Origin of the sequence: uncultured Streptococcus sp. (genome assembly GCF_963536705.1) — a bacterium.
GTDB lineage: Bacteria > Bacillota > Bacilli > Lactobacillales > Streptococcaceae > Streptococcus.
In genome coordinates this window covers 48,022-69,525 of sequence record NZ_CAUTAP010000007.1, presented here as the reverse complement: position 1 = coordinate 69,525, position 21,504 = coordinate 48,022, and the positions used below count along the sequence as shown (strand labels likewise).

Sequence of the window (21,504 nt, the reverse complement as noted above, 5' to 3'; positions counted from 1 at the left end):
TATTGCTTACTTATTAAAGATTGACTGTCTGAAGTCATCTGTCTCACGAAGATAAGCATTATAAATCTTCTTCTTGAGCAGGTTGACCCAGCTAGCATCAACACGACTGGTAGCATTGGCAATGTTGCGTACATCCTCTGCTACTGCTTCGTCCATCAGCCTTTGCATGTCTGCATAAGAGCGAATGGTTACTTTCTTAGTACTGTTTGGATTTCTTAGTTCGTACTCAATGGTGATTGGTTTGAGCTTGGTCAGCTGATCAATCCGCTCCTTATACATAGCCTTCTTGAAGGCTACCCAAGAGTCATATTCACCTTTGAATACATTTTCCAAGACTTTCTGGTCCGTTACCAGACCAACATCTCTTCCGGACCATCCATCCCACGTTTTCTTACCTTCATCGAAGGCTTCCTTAGAGTACTTACCAGATACATAAGGAATAAATCCTTCATGGTAACCCTTGGCTGCCAGCAACTCATAGGCTGTGCGGCGGAACATAACGTCACCCGGCGCTCCATTTGGATTGCTCAAGGCTGAATAGATTGGTGAGAAGAGACTGAGACTGAGATAGCCATTTCGTGCATACCTACCACTTTCCTTATTCTCCCGACGAGTGATGACATCATTGTCAATCAGGGAGTCAAAGGTCTTAAGCTTTTTGATTTCCTCAGCAGTGAAACTACGTGTCTCGTTACCAGCGTGGGTTTCCTTACCATACTTATCAGTAACGTAGTAATTCTCCATCTTTCTGAACCACTGAAGTTTCGCATCATCACTCTGCTTCAGCATAGAAGTACCTTCTAGGTAATCTAACGTGTAGATCATGTCAAACATACCATGGACATAGTGTTGCAGATCTTCTGCATTTTGAACGCGTTCCTTGAAGTTATATGTGTGTAGGCGCGTCTTAGAGTCCTTGTCCACCTTGAAGAGGGTATTGAGCGTAATGGTTGCCTCATCCGCACTTGGTGTGGACTGCAGGAGTCCGCGAGCATAGAGCTCGGCTCCCAGACCTTCGCGGCGGCCATTGCCCTCAAAGTAGATGCCTCCGTCAGAATTATGGGTCATCTCATGCGTGTAGACTGAGTTACCATAGTCTTCTAACAATTTAGCTGCATCAAAGTGGGTTACGCTTCCCGTAGCATAGGCATTGTAGCCCTTGCTTGGATACCACTTGCCAGCTGGTCCGAAGAATTCCTGCATAGCCAGTGATTTTTTGTCATTAGCCGGGGCCCAATATCTTTTACCATCCTTGTCAACCAATGAGAATCCATCATAAACCAAAACAGAACGGAAGAGCTTGTCCTTGCTTTCATCGCTTAGAATCTTATACCAGAAGTCATAGTGATCGCGCTGGTATTCAGCTGTTTTTCTCACTCGGTCTTCGACATATTCCGCTAGCTCTGCATCTGTCCGCACCCTGCCATTGGCATCAAGGCGATAGCGGTCATAAGCTCCCATAGATATGGTAGACATATTGGAGATAGCATAGACACCTTTCTCAGTCATGGTCAAGAGTGGCAGAAGCATGCCCTTGTGTTCCCAGTTATCAGCAGTAATCTTGTCGTAAACGCCAACAGAATACTTGCTCTTGTCCTCGGCTGCATCCTGAAGCTGTCTAGCTGCTGCTACATCCGACTTAGCCTCAACGATGTAGGCTTTTGTATTGGTCTTGAGCCATTCATTATTGCTCTTGTCCGGCAGGAAGAGCTGACGATAGCCTTCTACATAGTTGAAGAGCCCTCGTTTACCAGTCGCTTCAGAAAGTGAGGCTTCATAAGCCATATAGTTGTTCTTGGCTTTAAGATTGTCCATGCCTGACTTACCAAGTGAAATGATGGTATCTAAAGTTGAAGCATTATGATTTCCAAAGAAGTCAAATTTATAGGCTGACAAATCCTTGACATTGATATTGTCATAGTTGATATTATACCAACGGTTGAGATAGGTCAGACCAAGTAAGAAGGCTTCTTTATTGTCTTTAATTTGCTGAGCTATATAGTCTGCTACAACATTTCCTTCCGTATTGATAGACTTGTCCATAGCCAGTACCTTGCGCAGCTCTTCTGACAGCTTGGTCTTGACTTGGTCAAAGGCAGTATCCAGATAGAGATCATCCAGAGAAGTGTCAGCATTTACGCCTAAAACAGTTCGCATAGCCGGTGAGTCAAGGACAACCTTGTTCAACTCCGGCAGCACTTGATTGAGAATTCTGCTATAGTCTGATAGGAAAGCTTCTGGTGTATAAAGGAGGTCTAAGCCGTTGACAGTGTACTCTGCAATTGCCTTATATTTGAAATCTCCCTTATAGGTCAGATCCAGGTAATCAACCGTATTGTCCTCAAAGTGCAGCATCAGACGGTTAATCCCGGTCTTGTTGCTATTGATATCAGTGATAATCTGATCGCCCTTCATCGGAACAACATCCAGCAAGTACTCTTTATTGAGTTTGTGGTTTTCTGGAAGTTTATTTCCATAAGCAACGATGGTCTCCTTATTGTAGAATGGAAGGAGTTTTTCCATGTTAGCATAAGCTATCAGACGGTCTTCTCGGGCATTCTTTTCCTGAGCATAATTGACAGAATAAAGGTTGAGATTCGTGTCTTCTAGCGTGGTTGTAATGTCTAAGCTAGCCAGCTTCTCTTCTGCCTGGTCCAGAGTCAGTATTGAAGTGACAAACTTGTCATTTTCCAGCGTTTTATTTCCTTCAACGGCATAAGCTTCTGTGATACGGTTATTCTCATATCCCTGGTCGCCAGAAATACTGTAAACATTTGTACCGCTGACATTGCTGATGACATTATCAATCAAGCCATTGAAGTAATTGGAACCAACTACTCCACCGATTTGACCATTCTTAGTAGAGTTTTGAATCTTTCCAGCTACATAAGAGCGGCTGATGCGGGCATTGTTTTCTAAACGGCCAACTAAACCGCCAAAGCGTTGGTTGTTGGCTCTAGCGCCTGCTAGAATGGTCACATCTGCCCTGCTTTGGCTAATCAAGGAGTTTCCTCCCTTAAGATTGGCAACCAAACCACCGACATTGTATTCTTTGCCCTGTTTATCATTTGACACGATAGTTCCAGTAAAGGAGCTATTGGTAATTTGAGTATTGTTAGCAATAACGACCAAACCTGCTACTTGAGAAGCATTGTCTTTTACTTCTACTCTACCTTGAACTGAAACATCTGTGATTCGAGCATTTTCTGCATTGCGAGCCAAAGCCGCTGAGTCATAGGTGCCTACTATATTTACCTCTTTCAGGTCCAGATTAGAAATAGAGGAACCACTCTTGAGGTTTTCAAATAAAGGCTTGGCCAGATTATAAATCGCGTACTGCTTGCCATTATGGCTACCAGTCAGACTGCCTGTGAAGTTCCCTTTGAGGTAGACATAGTCCGCAGGTTCCAGACTGACCTCGCTAGCATCCAAATCTGCTCCCAGAACATAGTTGCCAGCCATATTTTGCTTCATAGCGTCTACCAAGCCAGCAAAGCTGGTGTAGACATTTTGCTGGCTAGGGACTGCCTTACTGATATAGAAGTCATAGCCAGACTTATAGCCTGTCTCACCTTCTTGAACTAGCTCAGGTAGAGAGACTGTTACTTTATAGACATCCCTGCCATCTTTATGGCTTTCCGCTATGCTGTGAACCGGCAGGAGCATTTCCTTAGATTCACTTGATTTGACTTTGACAAAATAGGTAGACAAATCCGTAGGCATAGAGCTCATGGACACGACACGCTTAAACTGGTCGTTTTCTTTTCTGTAAAACTCGACCGAATCAATATCTCGGAAGGCAATCTTCTTGTATTCCAATTCAAAATTGCGGCTGTCCGTTTCAAGGTCTGTGAAGCTGCCATTATCCAGTTCATAAGTCAGCTTGGTTTTTAACGTATAACCTGTGTAGTAGTCTAAGTCGCCAATCTTCAGACTTCCTGCGAAATTGGTAATTGGAAGAGTGCGAACAAGCTGATCTCCCTGATACAATTCTGCAGTCGCTGAACGGAAGGACTGGGTCTGGTCTTCCAGTCTATATTGGACTGTAACCGACCTATCATCAGGATTTTCTGTCAGACTTAGAATGGAAACTGTTGGCTTGACTTTAGGTACTCCATTTAGAGCTTCTTTGGCTTCTGTCAGGCTAGCAAATGCTTGGTTGACCTGCACTTGTGTGGCAGTTTGATTGTTCAGAACTCCTTCTGCCTTGGCTAATTCGTCAGTATAAGCTGTCTGCTTATCTGAATCAGCATTTTTATATTTTGGAGCTGCTTTGATAATTAGATTTAAATCGTATTCAGTTTGAAGAGCCGTTTTGACAACCTCAAGGCCACTTAACTGTGCCTTGGCTTGATTGATTTGTTCAACAAGCTGGTTAACTTCTGCTTGGCTAGCATGTGATTGGCTCAGAATCGCTTGACCTGCTGTCAAAGCAGTATCATAGCTAGATTGATGACTCTGACTATCGTTGAAATAACGTGCTTGAGCTTTAATCTGATCCGCTTCCGCTAATAGATTGTACAGTGGAATTAAATCGAACTCTTCTAAGGCTGCTGCTTTTGGTGCTTCGTTCGGCACCATATTTGGATTAGCGGTACCGATTTTGACAACTTGAGTAACAGGTGCTAGAGTTTCTTCGTTTGAGATCTCTTGACGGTCAATCTCTTGGCCATTGGAGTTGTAGATACGAGTCTTAATAGTGCGTTCACCTTCAACACCCGGAGTGGCGATTTGACGGGCATCTCGTACAAGTTCATCCGTCTCTTCTTCACGAATGGTAAAGTTGATTTTCTCTACGCGAGTTTCATCCGTGTAAGTCAACGGATATTCTGGAAGAGCCTCTGCTTTCGGTGCATCGTTCGGTACCATGGTTGGCTTAGCTGTACCAACTTTGACAACTTGCGTTACCGGAGCTAGTGTTTCCTCGTTGGACAGCTCTTGACGGTCTATTTCTTGACCATTAGAGCTGTAAATACGGGTCTTAATGGTTCGTTCACCCTCAACACCTGGAGTTGAGATTTGGCGGGAATCGCGAACAAGTTCATCCGTTTCTTCTTCACGAATCGTGAAGTTAATTTTCTCTACGCGGGTTTCGTCCGTGTAGGTCAGTGGATACTCTGGCAAAGCGTCTGCTTTTGGCGCATCACTCGGTATCATGGTTGGCTTAGCCGTACCGACTTTGACAACTTGCGTTACTGGAGCTAGAGTTTCCTCGTTGGACAATTCTTGTCGGTCAACTTCTTGACCGTTAGAACTATAGACACGGGTCTTGATAGTCCGCTCACCTTGAACTCCCGGAGTCGCAATTTGACGGGCATCGCGAACCAACTCGTCCGTCTCTTCTTCACGAATGGTAAAGTTGATTTTCTCTACCCGAGTTTCATCTGTATAAGTCAACGGGTATTCTGGAAGAGCGTCTGCTTTCGGTGCATCGTTTGGAACCAGATGTGGCTTAGCTGTTCCGACTTTGACAACTTGTGTTACTGGAGTTAGAGTTTCCTCATTGGACAACTCTTGACGGTCAACTTCTTGACCGTTTGAGCTATAGACACGAGTCTTGATGGTCCGTTCACCTTGGACACCTGGAGTTGCGATTTGACGGGCATCACGAACAAGCTCATCCGTTTCTTCTTCACGAATGGTGAAGTTGATTTTCTCTACGCGAGTTTCATCTGTATAAGTCAGTGTATACTCTGGCAAGGCGTCTGCTTTTGGTGCATCGCTCGGTACCAGATTTGGTTTAGCCGTTCCAACTTTGACAACTTGCGTTACTGGAGCTAGAGTCTCTTCATTGGACAGTTCTTGACGATCGACTTCTTGGCCATTGGAACTGTAGACACGGGTCTTGATGGTCCGTTCACCCTCAACACCTGGGGTTGCGATTTGGCGAGAGTCCTGAGGCAACTCATCGGTGTATTGTTCCTCGATGTTGAAGGCTATTTTCTCAACACGCGTTTCATCTGTATAAGTCAGTGGATACTCTGGCAAGGCGCCTGCTTTCGGCGCATCGTTTGGTACCAGAGTTGGTTTTGCCGTACCAACTTTGACAACTTGCGTTACTGGCGCTAGAGTTTCCTCATTAGACAGCTCTTGTCGATCGATTTCTTGGCCGTTGGAACTATAAACGCGGGTCTTGATAGTTCGCTCACCCTGAACGCCTGGAGTTGCGATTTGACGGGCGTCCTGAGGCAATTCATCCGTGTATTGTTCCTCGATATTAAAGGCAATTTTCTCAACACGCGTTTCATCTGTATAAGTCAGTGGATACTCTGGCAAAGCGTCTGATTTCGGAGCTTCATTCGGTACCATATGTGGTTTAGCCGTACCAACTTTGACAATCTGCGTCACAGGAGCTAAAGTTTCCTCGTTGGAAAGTTCCTGACGGTCGATTTCTTGGCCGTTGGAACTATAAACGCGGGTCTTGATAGTTCGCTCACCCTCAACACCTGGAGTCGCAATTTGACGAGCGTCTTGAGGCAATTCATCCGTATATTGCTCTTCAATAATGAAGGCGATTTTCTCTACATGCGTCTCATCCGTATAAGTCAGCAGATATTCTGGTAAAGCATCTGCTTTCGGAGCTTCATTCGGTACCATGTGCGGCTTAGCCCTACCAACTTTGACAACTTGCGTTACTGGCGCTAGAGTTTCCTCATTAGATAGCTCTTGACGATCGATTTCTTGGCCGTTGGAACTATAAACGCGAGTCTTGATAGTTCGCTCACCCTGAACGCCCGGAGTCGCAATTTGGCGAGTACCTTGAACTAGCTCGTCTGTCTCTTCTTCACGAATAGTGAAGTTGATTTTTTCTACGCGAGTTTCATCAGTGTAAGTCAACGGATATTCTGTCAAAGCATCTGCTTTCGGAGCTTCGTTCGGCACCATGGTTGGCTTAGCCGTGCCAACTTTGACAACTTGCGTTACAGGAGCTAGAGTTTCCTCATTGGACAACTCTTGGCGGTCAATTTCTTGATTGTTGGAGCTGTAGACACGAGTCTTAATCGTTCGCTCGCCTTGCACACCTGGAGTGGCAATTTGACGGGCGTCCTGTGGCAATTCATCGGTGTATTGTTCTTCAATATTGAAGGCAATTTTCTCAACACGCGTTTCATCTGTGTAAGTTAGCGGGTACTCTGGAAGAGCGTCGGCTTTCGGTGCATCGTTTGGTACCAGAGTTGGTTTTGCCGTACCAACTTTGACAACTTGCGTTACTGGCGCTAGAGTTTCCTCATTAGACAGCTCTTGACGATCAACTTCTTGACCGTTGGAACTGTAGATGCGGGTCTTGATAGTTCGCTCGCCTTGCACACCTGGAGTCGCGATTTGACGGGCGCCTTGGACTAGCTCGTCTGTCTCTTCTTCACGAATAGTATAGTTGATTTTCTCTACGCGGGTTTCGTCCGTGTAAGTTAGCGGGTATTCTGATAGCTCTTCTACCTTTGGTGCGTCAGCCGGAATCAGACTTGACTTACTTGTACCGACCTTAATAATTTGAGTAACTGCTGCGAGAATTTCTTCATCTGATAAAACTTGGCGGTCAACCTCTTGGCCATTCGAGGTATAGATACGAGTGGTAATCGCCCGCTCACCCTGTACACCTGGTGTGACAACTTGGCGACTGCCTTCTGGAATCTCATCAGTATACTGTTCTTCGACGGAAAAATCGATCTTTTCTCTTCTTGTTTCATCCGTTGTAGTCAGCTCTAATTCTGGGGCTTGATGCACGGGTGCTTCATCTGGTGCGGTACCGTAAGTTGTTAGTTCCGGAACTTCTTGTACTGGAGCGGTGTCTGGTGCAGTGCCATAAGTCGTGAACTCAGGCATTTCTTGAACCGGTGCTGTATCTGGTGCTGTGCCATAGGTCGTCAATTCTGGGACTTCATTTACAGGTGCAGGTGCGCTATCTGGTGCAGTGCCGTAAGTGGTTAACTCTGGAGCTTCTTGTACGGGCGCAACATCAGGTGTAGTTCCATAAGCCGTCAATTCTGGGACTTCATTTACAGGTGCGCTATCCGGTGCAGTGCCATAGGTTGTCAACTCTGGAACTTCATTTACGGGTGCGGTATCTGGTGTCGTACCATAAGTCGTCAATTCTGTGACTTGATGCACTGGTGCTTCATTTGGTACAGATTTTACTGCAGCAGTTCCGACCAACACAATTTCCGAAACTGGCTCTGCAGTTACCTGGTCTGAAATCACTTCGCTTTTTACAATTTCTTTACCAGCAATATAATTGCGAGTGACAACAGTACGTGTACCAGCGACACCTGCGCGAATGACCTGAGATTGCCCCTCTGCGAGCTCATTTGAATATTGGTATTCAGTTTGATAAGGCAGGACTTGGGTCTGGCTGCTTTCTTGGCTCTTGAATTCCAGCTCTGGTACTTCAGTGACTGGAGAAAGCCTAGCAAATTCGCGTTCTTTGGCAGCAATAATCTCTTTTTCTTGCTCTGTCAGTTTCTCTGTTTCAGTAGATACAGGCTTGATGGCAGTACCCGGATTCCCAGAAAGACTAGCAGATTTACCTGCCTGCTGATCGACTTCGACAGCTGACAAGTCCTTTTGTTCCGTAGGAAGCTGATGACTTCCTGCTGCGTTCTCCTTGCCCTGTTCACCGCTTTTCAGATAGCCAACATATTCGAAACCAGCAATCTCTAAAGGCTCCGGCAGCTTATCTCCCACTGCTAAATTCAGCCTTTGATTGTAGGCGGCTAATTCAATATTGGTCACTGCAAATACAGAAGGAGCTAGGAGAATAGAGCCTAGACCAGTCACCAGCAAAATAGAAGACAGGTACCTCTTGCCATTTCTACCTCGTGCAATTACTAAGACTGCTAAAGTCAGTCCTGCAGCTGCAAAAGTTGCTTCCCACAGACTTGAGTAGCCCGTCTTTGGCAAACTTTTTGCCGAAAGCCCCTGAGTCTTTGAACGGTAAACCAGGTAATAAGCATCAGAGTTTTCTTCCACAAACTTTGGAAGCTCCTTAACAACAGCATTCTTCTCAGCTTCAGTCAGTTCAGACTCTACTACGTAGTGATACTGGACTGGAACGGTTTTGCCTGCTGAGACTTCTGCAGCCTCAACCGTGCTTATATTTCCCCCTATGGCGGTACTCAAAAAGAAGCTTCCGATAGTGGCGGAAACCAATCCTACTGATAACTTTCTAAAAGAATAGCGCTGGAGCGTATCGCCAGTGATTCTTTTTTCCATAATAATTCCCTTTTCTCCATATAATAATCTCTTAAAATTTTACAGAATTTCCTACAAAAATTCAATGCTTTTGCTTAAAAATATATCTTTGAAGGCTGAAATCATCATGTTTTTGAACAGCCTGAAAATAGTGTTCATTTTTACCTAAAAAATTAAAAACAAATCTTCGGTTAGAAAATTTGTTTTTTAAAATATGATTTATTTTGTTAGTCAGGAGTTCAAATCCAATTCAAAGAGACCATACTCATGCTTGTCTCCTTGCAGTTCTGCCGCATAGTGGCGCGTGACTGTTTTTTGATGAATCAAGGCTCCAATAGCTGAGGCTTGACGCTTCTGCGCTTCTTTAAAAATCGGGTAGGCCAAGGCAGAGCCTAATCCCAAGAATTCATCATCTACTCCCAGATACATAATCATATAGCGTTTTGGAAAACGCTTGATCCAAAAAAGTTTAGCTAGGTTGAGAGGAGTCAGTTTTTGATAAACCAGAGAACCGTAGTCCGGCATTGCAATCAGAAAACCTGCTAGCTTTCCCTCCTTATAGGCCAGCTTAACCATGGAAAAATCAAGAATATACTGGTATTTTTGAAAAATCTGACTGAACTGCTGACTGGAAATAGACCGATAAATTGGAAAATCTTGATAGAGGCGATTGAGTAGTTCGAAAACCTGCAGCGAAGCTTTTCCCCACTCCTGCTTCTTAGGAGAGCAAATAGTGAATCCCGCTTCTTCAAAAGACTCAAAGCGATGAGCCAGCTTGTCCTGATGAATTTGATTGCTGACCTTGGGATAAAAATTAGATAGATAGCGCTCCTTGAGCTCAAAACCAGCAGCCTTCCATAACTCAGGATAATAGTCTGGATTATGAGGTTCTCCAGTAAAAGGGATCTCCTCTGTTCCAGTCAACTGCATTCGATAACCCAGCCAAAAACTTGCCTGTACGGGACCAATTGTCTTATTCGCTCCGAGACTGCGAGCAAAACCTGCTAAATGCTCGATAAAAGCAGATGCAATCTGCTGGTCATTGATTGATTCGAAAAATCCCAAGTAAGCAGCCTCATCACCGGAATAGAAGGTCAGAAGTCCTCGAATACAAGACCGACCGTCCTCATAGCCGACAAAGGCATAGGTTTCTAAGTCAGAACTCAGCGGGTGACTGCCTTCAATCAAAGCTAACTCTTCCTCTTCCGACTGCATGAGGTGGTCTGGCTGGTAAATCTGTTTGGGCAGGGCTAGAAAATCATCCAGCTCTATCATATTGGGTTTGACTGGTTTAATTTCCAGCATGGTCTTCCTCCTTGATCAGTCGAATCTTGCCAGTAAGGCCATCCATCTCAATCCAATCACCGTTTTGCAGCTGGCTGCAAGCACCTCTGACATTGACAATGGAAGGAATCCCTAACTCTCGAGAAATAATGGCCGTGTGGGAGAGCAAAGACCCCTGCTCGGCAATGACACCCATGGCTTGGGTCAGAAGATAAACCCAGCCCGGATCGGTCATCTTGGTCACAATAATCCGGTCCTGAGCAGACTCAATCTCCTTCACATCTTCCACGACCAAAACCTGAGCCTTAACGCAGCCAGGTGAGCAGCCAATCCCTTGTAAAGCTTGATTTCCTGTATTATGACTGTGAGTGCGATTTTGCGGTTTCAGGTATTTCTCAAAGACCTGTCCAGCAAAAACATAGCGACTAAAGGTTGGTAGTTCCTTATCAGCCTCCAACTTCTCCCGACGCTCGGCTATCAAGCCACTAACATCTCTGGGCTTTCTGGTCAACTCAAACAGCTCTTCCTTTGTCAGGTTAAAAACATCGTCAGGCATAGCCAGCAGCCCTTGATTGGCTAATTGCTGCCCCAGAGTTCGGAAAATCTGCCGCATCATGCCATAGATTCGTGTGCGATTTAAGCGGGAGCTTTCCCGATATTTAACACCAGTCATGGCTCGCTTGCGAAGAAAATTCGCCCACCAGCCTGATTTTTGCACCTCTTCTTCAAGTTTCTGAGGTGCCAACTTCTTCTCCTCTTGTTGGCACATTTGCAGTAAGAGCTTGAGCAGACGCTCTGGGTGCGTTCTAAAGGTGGGAGTTTCTAACTTCAACTCTTCCGGAGCCCGATCACCAAATTCATGGATAAAATGGACTATTTCTTGAACCAAAGGATGCTGACGATTTAGAAAGACTGCTGGATTTTCACTTGCCATGGCCTGTCTAATCTCTGCATTTTCTTCTGCTTTCAGCTGAGCTGTTAAAGCCTGCAGCGCCAAGGCTGGCCGCATACTTTCAATCTGCTCGATTCCCGCAATCTCAGCCTGAACAGCACCGCCGAGACGCGACTTCTTCAGGAGTCCAGTATAGACAAAAGCATACAAATCATTGACCAGCGTAATGTCCCAGTGAGCCAAAATATCCTCTTTTAGCTTGCTGACCAAGGCAATCAAGGTCTCCGCATCTGCGTCGGGAGAAAAGCTCGCTTCATATTCTAGCTGAATCTGGGCAAACTGCTCTTCCAATTGCCTCATTTGCTTGGGTGCTGTCCAAAACTCTCTGATGATACGAAGCATGATTTGCATGAGTTTGAAAGCAGAAAGGTGCACCGGCATCTGAGGCACCTCTGTCTCTCGCACTCCCAGCATATCCTGCCAGATAGGGATGATTTTCTTAGAAAAAGGCAGAAGCTGCAAGAGCTGATACCAGCTCTGAATCTGGTAATAGACCCGGCTGTTGACCGGCTGTAGCATATTTTGAAAGGTGGCTTCATAGGCAGCCAACTCAGGGGCATCCTTGCCAACCAAGCGCTGGGCAAGACTGCGGAAAATGCTAGCATAGGCCTCCTGGATAAAGCTAATGGTCAAAGGACTAGAAACGCCCGGATAGCTCTCGACAATGTTGCTATTATCCAGAATAATCTGCTGGCCATCTGGCAAGGTGGTAATAGGTCTAGCCTGCAAGAGATAGAGCTGGCCATTTGCGAAGGTGAACTCCATATCCATATAAGGTCCGAAAAGCTGACTTACCTGACTAGCCAAGGCTTGTAACTTCTCAAGTTGTTCCTGTGATATGTCTGGTGAGTCCTCCGTCTGCTCTGTATAAAAGAGCTGGTCCTTGGGATGGAGCGTCACCATGGTTGTAGGAATCTTATCCTCGACAACCTTGTTGCCCAATCCCCGACCGATGACCATGATGTGCTCGTTCAGAATACCCTTGGGATTAGCTGTGAAGTAAATCCCAGACAAGTCTCCCTCTTGCATGACCTGAACAAGGCAAATCATCTGCGCTTGCTTCAAAGATAGTCCCTGCTCAAATAGATAACTAAGAGCTGACTCCTGATAAAGAGAGAGCAAGGTCGTTTGGATAGCTTCTTTAAGCCCTTCTGGACTGACATTAAGCTGGCTTTCAAACTGACCGGCAAAGGATGAGGCCTTGCCATCCTCAATGGTAGCAGATGAGCGAACTGCAAAGTGACAGTCTTTCTGAGAAAACTCCTGATGAATCCAGTTTTCTGCTGCCGTCAGATCTTCTTGCGCAAACTGCTCTATAGCCCAATCCTGCAGTTGCTGACTGAGCTGGGACAAGTCCAACTCTCCAGACCGATAGGCTGCTTCCATCCGCTCCAAGTCAGCAGAGCTAGCAGATTTTTGAAAAAAGTCAAAAGCAAACACTGCAAAGTCAGGAACCGGCAAACCAGCAGCCTGCATTTTCAGCAAATGATAGGCCTTGCCTCCAACCTGGTCAAGCCCTGTCTGCTCGATTCTTTTCATCAAAGTACCCCCATCAAGAGATAAACAGCAACGGACAGAACCATGGTCGTCTCTGTGATATAAGTATAACGCTCTACCCGCTCCCGGATATTAAAGCGAGTCGGATCCTTGATAAACTGTTCAAACTGGACGGTCATCCAGATGACATTCAGCACTAAGACCACCACTCCGACATGGGAAATATTCCAGAGGAGTACAAAATTGGTCAAGATATCCAGCAGAGTCACCACTTCGATAAAGCGAGTGGCTTTTTTGTAGCCAAAAAGCATAGAATAGGTCACATACTCTGTCTCGTCTTTTGGCGCCCGAATCTTGCGGCAGACTTCCCAGATTAGACTTGGGAAATACATGGTAAAGGCCAGCAAGACGGTCGGCAGGGACAAGAGGGGCAGATTGTACTTGTAGCAGACAAAAGAAATGGTATAGAGATTTAAAATCATCATGACCGGATTATGGGTCACTAGAGCCAGTGGCAGAGAATTTTGAATCTTGTCACGCTTGAAGAACCAGAAGGACATGAGGGTTCCGTAGATATAGAGAAAGAGGAACCAACCGATATTGTTCATAAAGAGGATATTGAGAAGTACAGATACAGCTACGATAAAGCTGAGGGCAATAGCCAGATCCTTCTTTTTTACCCGACCAGATGGCAGAGCCCGATGAGGAAAGAGCCGTCTGTCGGTCTCATAGTCCTTGAAATCATCTGCAATCCGCAGAATCATCAGAAAGACGAAAATGGTAAAGATTCCGATCAACTCCTGATGGTCAAAGTGAAAGGTGGTCACTCCGTCATTGAGCAGAAGGACAAAATAAATCTCAAAAAACATGATGGCAGCCACAAAAAAGCGCGACAGCAAAGGAAACATTTCCTTATAATAAACAGCTAATCGTTTAAACATAGCTTCTCTCCAATCTTTTCACCCATTTGAATCTGGGTTTCTATTCCGAGGTCTGAGTAAGTCAGGATATCCTGATCCAAGCGAATCGTGTCTGCCGGATAGAGGACAAGAATAGTTGAGCCGCCCAGACCAAAGCAGCCCTTCTCCTGTCCCCTAACCAAATGGTCCTGACTGTGATTGTATATTCTTCCGACCAAGAGAGCCCCTACTTCCATCTGCAGGACAGGTCCTAGGTCGGTATCTAAAAGACAGTATTCTCTTTTATTTTCCTTGTAAATCAAGCGCCGCTTCTGGGCTACCTGTCTAACCGTATGCAGGCGGCCTTTGATTTTTCGACTTTGGGTAATTCTGCCGGATTCAGCTGCCAAATAGCGGTGCAGATCTTCTATTCCCAAGCGATAGACCAGCGCTGTTCCGCCACTAAACAGTTGAGCCAATTCTTCATCCAGCAGTAAGTCAGCTAGCCTGTATGTCTGCCCCTTTATCGTCAGCTGCAAGTCCTGACTGATGGTAAAAGCCTCCAGCTTGGCATCCGCCACAGCCAGTACTTGACTATCAGGACAGACCGGACGCAGAGCGGGCTTGATTCTCCGTTGGAAGAAAGCCGCAAAGCTAGAATAGGGGCCATCTTCATAGTCAACTAAATCCAACTGATAATTTTCCACAAAAGCTGCAATTTTCTTGCGAGAACAAGGAGTGTAGTCTTTCAAAGTCAGAAGATAAGACATGCTAGGTCGGGTCAAGATAGGCAATAAGAAGCGACCCAAAGCAGTACCATAAAGCTTGTCTAACAGACCCGCCTTGTATTCTGTCGGTTCCACTACTTGGCAAGTCTTTCGCTGATAGACCTTAACCATGCGGGAGAACTCCCAGACCAATCAAACTTGCAACAGCTAAAATCGCAAAGACCAGATAGGCCAGCTTATTGGGCTTGGGAATTCGGCAGTTGTAGACAAATAGGAAGGTCAGCAAAAGAGACAAGCTCAGCCACACCCAAGCAAAGAAACCAGGCGCCAACCATTGACATACCAGATAGGTCAATGGAAAAAATAGGGCACTGTAGGTCACGGGCAAGCCGATAAAATACGAGCCAGATCCTTCATCATGCTTGGCCAAGCGATTAAAATGAGCCAAGCGCGTAACCGCAGCTAAGACATAGAGGACAGCCAAGATGATATTGGCCGCTCCCAAGGGCAGCTGAGTCATAAGAAGCACAGCCGGGAGAGCCGCAAAGCTAATCATGTCGCAGAGGGAATCAATCTCAATGCCGAAGCGTTTCTGACTTTCAGTCCGCTTCATCCGCCGCGCTACGACTCCGTCAAAAAGGTCGCAGATACCACTAACGATAAAGGCCATCATGGCTAGCCGCAACTGGGACTGAATGATGGCATAGACTGCCAACAGTGCAAAAGCAGCGCCCATATAAGTCAGGATAACAGATTTGTCGTATTCACCGATAAACAAAGGTTCATTCTTCTTCATGAATTCTTATTTCTCCTCTTCTTCCATCTAAGGTAACCAGCATGCCAGTTTTTAGTAGCTGAGTTGCATTCTTGGCGCAGACCAGAGCTGGAATCCCGCATTCCCGAGCGACAATGGAGGCATGGCAGAGAACTCCACCATACTCTGTCACAAGACCGCCTAGAATACCAAAAACATAGCTCCAGCCCGTATCTGTATAGCGGGTGACAAGGATTTCTCCCGGCTCAATAGTCTCAATATCAGCCAAATCCAAGAGAACTCGAACCCGACCGGTTACCTGACCGCTGCTGGCTGGCATTCCCGTCAGCAGAGCCTGACTCTCATGGGCCACCTCTTCCAGGCTCATCTCTTTGTCGGTCAAATCACCGACTGGCTCAAAATTCCGATAGGCCTGGCAATAATGCTGATTATCAGCCGCTTCTTCTTGAAGCTGGTCGGCAGTCTTTTGCCCTTCCATAAAGGCAGTCAAACTTTCTTTCATAATGTAAAAAATATCTTGTTCATTTTTCAGAAAGCCTTGCTTTTCGTAGGCCTGGCCGAGTTTGAGACTAATCTGACGAATGAGGTGGTAATAACGTGTGGAAATATCTTTGAACTCCTCCCGCCACCAGAGCAAGTTTCGCAGGGCTTCGCTGATTTTTTCTATCTTTTTCTGCTTGGATCGAGATAGATGAGCCAGATCCAGCTCAGACTCTGAGACAGGACTGAGCGAAGCTTTGGCCGCTTGGTAATACGCTGAATCAGCAACCAACTGCTGGACAGCTGTCAGGACCTGATGAGCATCTTCTTCATAACTAGCTACTCGTAAGTCCAGCTCTCGTGACGAGTGATAGCCAAAGTCCTTTTGAAAATTCCGAATCTTAATGAAATCTGCTCGGTCAGGATATTGTGCAGTCAGTTCCTGCAATTCTTCCACCGATAACTTCAGCCAATCGTCTGTCAGTTTCTCGTCTGCCAAAATAAGATCCGCAGCTTCCAGCATTCGAGTTAAAGGCTTGGTATGAGAAACATTTCCTAACTTTGCAATCAGCTGGAAAAATTCATCGACCGTCAGCCATTTGAGTAGACTGGTCTTTTTCATAGACAGCTGGACCGTATTGATGTAGGCCTGCCAGAAATAAGTTCCCTCACTGTCTAAATAAGCCTGATTTAGCACTAACTGCCAAAGACTCTCGACTTGCTGGAGCGGGCTTTGGTCGTTCAGTTCTCGTATTTCTTGATTTAGGCGGGTAAATTGCTGGCGCAGCTCTTGCAGCTTGTCTGGTGCCTGATGCAGAAAATTCTTAGTTACCTTTTGCGTTTTCAAAGCTACCCGCAGGAAATTCAAGAGCAAGGCTGGACTTAATATGCTGGTAAAACCTTGACCTCGGTAGTCTTTGTTGACTCCCAGCTCATCATCAAAGTCTCGCTCAATATAACCCGGAATCTGCTCCATGCCTTGTTTAACCACACCTAAGTTCCAGAAAGGTCGGGCATAATGCAGGCGCATCAGTGGCGGCATCACACCATCTGGCTCTAGGCCAATTGCCAGCAAAAAGCTGGAAAGGGCCTCTTACCAAGAATGGCGGTAAAGGCTCCACATCAGGTTGGGACAAGGCTGGGCCGCCACTCCTCCATCCCGAAAATTCGCCGTCGTCCAGCGGCCAGTGTCGATTTTAGTTGGTACTGTCGTGATGGGCCGAGCCTGAAGCAGATAGACTTGCTCTTGGACAGCGCACCACTCAATATCCATCGGCCGACCAAAATACGCCACAATCTCCAAAACCTGCGCGTGCAGTTTCTGCAAGACTGCCAGAGGGATTTCAACTTTTTCAAACTTGCTCCAGTCCGGCTTGTACCAAGAAAGAGTCAGCTGCTCAGGATTGACTTGACCGCTAACCAAGCTCTCAGCTGAGCCTTTTACATACTCCAAGAACATGGCCTGGTCCTGATTGGTCGCCACGTCTAGGGAAAAGCAGACACCGCTAAAGTCAGGCTCTATCTGCTCCTGAATCAGCACTGCCATAGCAAAATCCTGCTCAGCAAGCCCATGACGCTGCCAGTAGGCCAATGCTTCTGGATTAAAGAGGGAAAGCAGACAAGAACGAATGCCCTGCTCAATTTCTGACAGTGTCCAGCAGTTGCCAATCGAGTCATATTGACCGGCAAATGACATGGCCTGTCCGTCTTCTAAAAGGGCACTGCTGCGAACGATATAAGCTTGATTTTCCTGACAAAAGGCTGCTAACTCCTGTAGCCAAGCTGGATCCAAGGGATATTGCTGCAAACGCTCCGCAATTTCCTCCTTGCCCAGTTCGATTAATTCTTTAAGTCCCTGTTTTGAGTATTCTGGCAGAGCTACTTTTAGCCAAGCCATGACTTGGTCTGCCGGCAATATTAGAGCCCTAGGCACCGAAAGCCCCAGCTGACAGAGGTTGATTAACTGATTGATTTTACCGCCATAGACGGCCGAAGGCTCTTTTTCCAGCCATAGTTCTTTCATCAAAAGCTCCCACCTCACATACGATTTTTTCTAAGTTTAGCCCAGTAGAGCAGACGATTGACTCCTAGATGCGTGCCTACCCCCAGGATTATAATGCCCAGCATCTGCTGCCAGGACAGAGGGATATAGAAAAGCAAAAAAATAATACAGCCAATCAAGGAATCAATCTGGTCTATCCAGATAAAGGTCCATTTCCAGCCATTCTCCGCCGTCTTGCCCTCTCTGATTTCCAACCGGCGCTTGATAAAGCTATTAGGCAGCTCAAACAAAACATAAGCCAGCCCCAAAAGAGCCCCAAGCACCAGATTAAAGAGCGCGGTATTTTCGTAGAAAGCATAGACCAAGTGCAGCTTCTCTAGGCTAGGAATACTCTTCAAGAGCACGCCCCAAAGGATCTGAGCCAAAGCTCCCCAGATAATCATGCCAATGAAACCTTTCCAGGTCTTGTTAGCCCCAAAAAGCCTCTTCCCATCCTTTAAAATCAACCCAGCATCCATTGGTCGATAAGCCATCTGCAACAGTGAAGACTTGCAAAAGATCATATTGAGAACTCCAGCCAGAATGACCGGCATCAGGGTGATATATAAGGCAAGAATCGAACGCATACTTATTTCCTATTCTTTTTATGAAAATCAGCTTGAAAAGATTAAGAGACTTCTCAAACTTTTATGAGTTCATTATATCATAAGTCTCTAAAGCCCTTACACAACAAACTGTCAACAACTGTCACATCTGATTGTTGTACAAAAATTCGTTATTCTAAAATGTCGCTTCCCGTGGCATCTGTAACTACCTGATTTTTTAAGACATACTAAGAGTTAGCAGCAACTAAATAAGATTACAGATAATATGTCAATCAATCTTCTTTTTATTATAAAAGGCTTTTAAAAATTTGTAAAGAAGGGTTTTATAATTCAAAGTAAAAAACCAGCTTTTCTAGCTGGTTTGTCAGTTTATCTTCTGTCATCATAGCCATTTGGATGACTGGAGTGCCATTTCCAAGCAGTTTCGATAATGGTTTCGATATTGTCAAATTTCGGCTGCCAACCCAGAACATTTCTTGCCTTCTCAGAGGAAGCAATCAGCGTATCCGGATCCCCTGGGCGCCGCTCTGCTATTTCCAAAGGAATAGGATGTCCGGTCACCTTTCGGGCCGCTTCTACAATCTGCAGGTTGGAAAAACCAGTCGAAGAACCAAGGTTAAAGGCATCTGAAGGATTTCCAGCACGCAGATGCTCAACAGCCAGAATATGGGCGTCAGCCAAGTCGAAAGGATGGACATAATCGCGAACATTGGTGCCGTCTGGAGTGTCATAGTCGTCGCCAAAGACGGCAATCTTCTCACGTTTGCCCTGAGCCACTTGAAGCACAATGGGCAAGAGATGAGTTTCAGGTCCGTGGTCCTCGCCAATAGAGCCGTCGGGCTTGGCACCGGCCACATTGAAATAACGCAGAGCTACAAACTTGATCCCATAGGCCCGGTCTGCCCAGCGCATAATGGTCTCCATCATAAGTTTGCTCTCACCATAAGGATTAATCGGCTTTTGCGGAGTTGTTTCCAGAATCGGCACTTCCTCAGGAATGCCATAAGTTGCAGCAGTTGAAGAAAAGACAATGTTTTTAACGCCGCATTCCTGCATGATCTCCAAAAGAGAAACCATGCCGGCTGTATTATTATCAAAATACTTGAGCGGGTCCGCCATTGACTCTGCGACCAGTGAAAAGGCAGCAAAGTGAATGACTGCATCGATGGATGGATGTTTGGCAAAAACGCCACGCATAAAGTCCTTATCCGCCAAATCCCCCTCATAAAAGACTGCTTGCGGATGGACGGCTGCCCGATGGCCAGTCACCAAATTATCAACGACGACTACCTCTTCCTTGCCTGCTGCTACCAGACGGTCTACCATGTGCGAGCCGATATATCCAGCTCCACCTAATACTAAAATTGCCATAAAACCTTCCTTTCCCTGTTACGATAGTTTCATTATAACACATTTCCTAGGGCTGGATGCCGACGGATTGGACGAAGCGCATGAAAGCCTCCTGCCCTTCCTCTGTTCGCTTGTAAACTCCCGCATCTTCCAGTACTCGGCTGAAAATTTGTCCAACCGAGGCCTGAACGACTCCTTCCACCATCTCATCGGAAACATCTAGATTCTGGTCTTTGAGTTGATTGGCCCACTCCTGATGATAGGCCGCGACCTGACAGTCTTCTCCCAGCAGAAACAGTTCCACCTGCTTGAGTTCTTCCTTGAGCCGAGGCGGCAGAATAGCCAGTCCCATAACCTCAATCAGGCCGATATTTTCTTTCTTAATATGCTGCACATCCTTATGAGGGTGGTAAATGCCGTCCGGATGTTCTGGGGAAGTTTGATTGTCCCGCAAGACCAAGTCCAGCTCAAAACATCCATCTTTTCTGCGGGCAATCGGTGTGATGGTATGGTGCAGCTCACCCTCAGACTCTGCCAAGACCTGCACACTCGGGTCAGAATAAGTCCGCCAAGCTTGCAAGATCTTGTCAGCCAACTCAATCAAGTGTTTTTTCTTCTCAGACCTTAGACGAATAACGGACATGGGCCACTTGACAATGCCTGCCTCCACCTCTTCAAATCCGCTAAAAGTAAAGCTGCAATCCAGCTCTGCTATTTCCATAGGGAAGGTATGACGTCCGCCCTGATAGTGGTCGTGGGTCAGGATAGAGCCGCCGACAATAGGCAGGTCGGCGTTAGAACCTGCGAAATAGCCTGGAAAGGTCTCAACGATGTTCAGCAGGCGCTCAAAGGTCAGCCGGCTGATGGACATAGGAAGGTGCTGGCTGTGCAGAAAGATGCAATGCTCATTAAAGTAGGCATAGGGCGAATACTGGAAGCCCCACTCCTGTCCAGCCAAGTCAAATCGAATAATGCGATGGTTGGCACGGGCTGGGTGGTCCAAGCGACCTTGGTAACCTTCGTTTTCCATGCAGAGCTGGCAGGCTGGATAATTGCTATTCTTGGCCTTTTTAGCTGCCGCAATTTCCTTGGGATCCTTTTCTGGCTTAGAGAGATTGATGGTGATTTCCAAATCTCCATAAGCGGTCGGTGCTTTGAAAGCAATGTTTTTAGCAATAGCTTTGACCTTGATGTAGTCATTCTTTTGACTAAGCTGGTAAAAATCAGCCACAGCTTGCTCGGGATTAGAGGCATAAGTCGTCCAGAAGTCCCGATTGAGCTGGCTAGGGGCAGGTGTGATTAAGTTCATGAGCTCAGCTCCCAGTATATCCTGCTCTGCCAGAGTATCACCAATCTTCCCACTCTTCACAGCTACGGCTACCAAGTCATCCTTAAGGTCAATTAGCTGATCAGCCTCCGTATCCTCCTCTGCCACTGCCTCTCCGACCAAAGCCATGACACGATTGCTCAGATAGATGGTGTCCATTTCCTCAAAAATGCTATTGTCAATCACTGCTGATACGAAAGCATCCAGTAACTTCTTGGACATAGTTCTTCCTTTCTTTTGCTAGTAAAGAGAGTGGGACAGAAATCGGTAATTCGTTAGAATTCGATTTCGTCGTCCCACCTCCGCACAGTTGAGTAGGGCTGTAAAAGCTGATGAAATCAGCGTAGTAGAGCCCACTCAACCACTGCGTCTTGCTCGACAATCCAAAGACAATTGAGAGGCTAGGACTTTTGTCC

At 46.2% G+C, this 21,504-nt stretch carries 9 protein-coding genes and 1 pseudogene; all 10 read right to left on the bottom strand.

Going from position 1 to position 21,504, the window contains the following annotated elements:
- Positions 1 to 6: 6 nt before the first annotated feature.
- The 10 genes and pseudogenes from RWX26_RS05660 to galT all read right to left on the bottom strand — a co-directional run bounded on the left by RWX26_RS05660 (position 7) and on the right by galT (position 21,310).
- Positions 7 to 9,210 carry an SIALI-17 repeat-containing surface protein gene (locus RWX26_RS05660; protein WP_314580001.1) on the bottom strand — a complete coding sequence of 3,068 codons (9,204 nt, stop codon included), beginning with the start codon at positions 9,208 to 9,210 and terminating at the stop codon, positions 7 to 9.
- A gap of 210 nt (positions 9,211 to 9,420) precedes the next feature.
- On the bottom strand, positions 9,421 to 10,494 hold the full coding sequence (locus RWX26_RS05655) for a hypothetical protein (RefSeq protein WP_314579999.1): 1,074 nt from the start codon (positions 10,492 to 10,494) through the stop codon (positions 9,421 to 9,423).
- On the bottom strand, positions 10,481 to 12,964 hold the full coding sequence (locus tag RWX26_RS05650) for a phosphoenolpyruvate synthase (protein ID WP_314580041.1): 2,484 nt from the start codon (positions 12,962 to 12,964) through the stop codon (positions 10,481 to 10,483). The genes RWX26_RS05655 and RWX26_RS05650 overlap by 14 nt, the downstream gene beginning before the upstream one ends.
- Positions 12,964 to 13,863: a UbiA family prenyltransferase gene (locus RWX26_RS05645; RefSeq protein ID WP_314579997.1), complete on the bottom strand. Its 900-nt coding sequence runs from the start codon at positions 13,861 to 13,863 to the stop codon at positions 12,964 to 12,966. Before RWX26_RS05645 ends, RWX26_RS05650 begins: the two co-directional genes overlap by 1 nt.
- Entirely contained in the window at positions 13,848 to 14,720 is an 873-nt protein-coding gene (locus RWX26_RS05640) for a phosphatidylserine decarboxylase (protein WP_314579994.1), read from the bottom strand. The genes RWX26_RS05645 and RWX26_RS05640 overlap by 16 nt, the downstream gene beginning before the upstream one ends.
- Positions 14,713 to 15,345, bottom strand: a complete 633-nt coding sequence (locus tag RWX26_RS05635; RefSeq protein WP_314579992.1) for a CDP-alcohol phosphatidyltransferase family protein — start codon at positions 15,343 to 15,345, stop codon at positions 14,713 to 14,715. The genes RWX26_RS05640 and RWX26_RS05635 overlap by 8 nt, the downstream gene beginning before the upstream one ends.
- Positions 15,332 to 17,827, bottom strand: a pseudogene (locus tag RWX26_RS05630) (PEP/pyruvate-binding domain-containing protein). Before RWX26_RS05630 ends, RWX26_RS05635 begins: the two are co-directional and overlap by 14 nt.
- A gap of 14 nt (positions 17,828 to 17,841) precedes the next feature.
- The gene (locus tag RWX26_RS05625) at positions 17,842 to 18,432 is read right to left on the bottom strand and encodes a CDP-archaeol synthase (RefSeq protein WP_314579990.1); all 591 of its coding nucleotides are present in this window, start codon (positions 18,430 to 18,432) and stop codon (positions 17,842 to 17,844) included.
- A 348-nt stretch (positions 18,433 to 18,780) separates the two neighbouring features.
- Positions 18,781 to 19,782 carry a UDP-glucose 4-epimerase GalE gene (galE, locus tag RWX26_RS05620; protein ID WP_004187168.1) on the bottom strand — a complete coding sequence of 334 codons (1,002 nt, stop codon included), beginning with the start codon at positions 19,780 to 19,782 and terminating at the stop codon, positions 18,781 to 18,783.
- Between the two features lie 46 nt (positions 19,783 to 19,828).
- Positions 19,829 to 21,310, bottom strand: a complete 1,482-nt coding sequence (gene galT, locus RWX26_RS05615; RefSeq protein ID WP_004187169.1) for a UDP-glucose--hexose-1-phosphate uridylyltransferase — start codon at positions 21,308 to 21,310, stop codon at positions 19,829 to 19,831.
- Positions 21,311 to 21,504 lie beyond the last annotated feature (194 nt).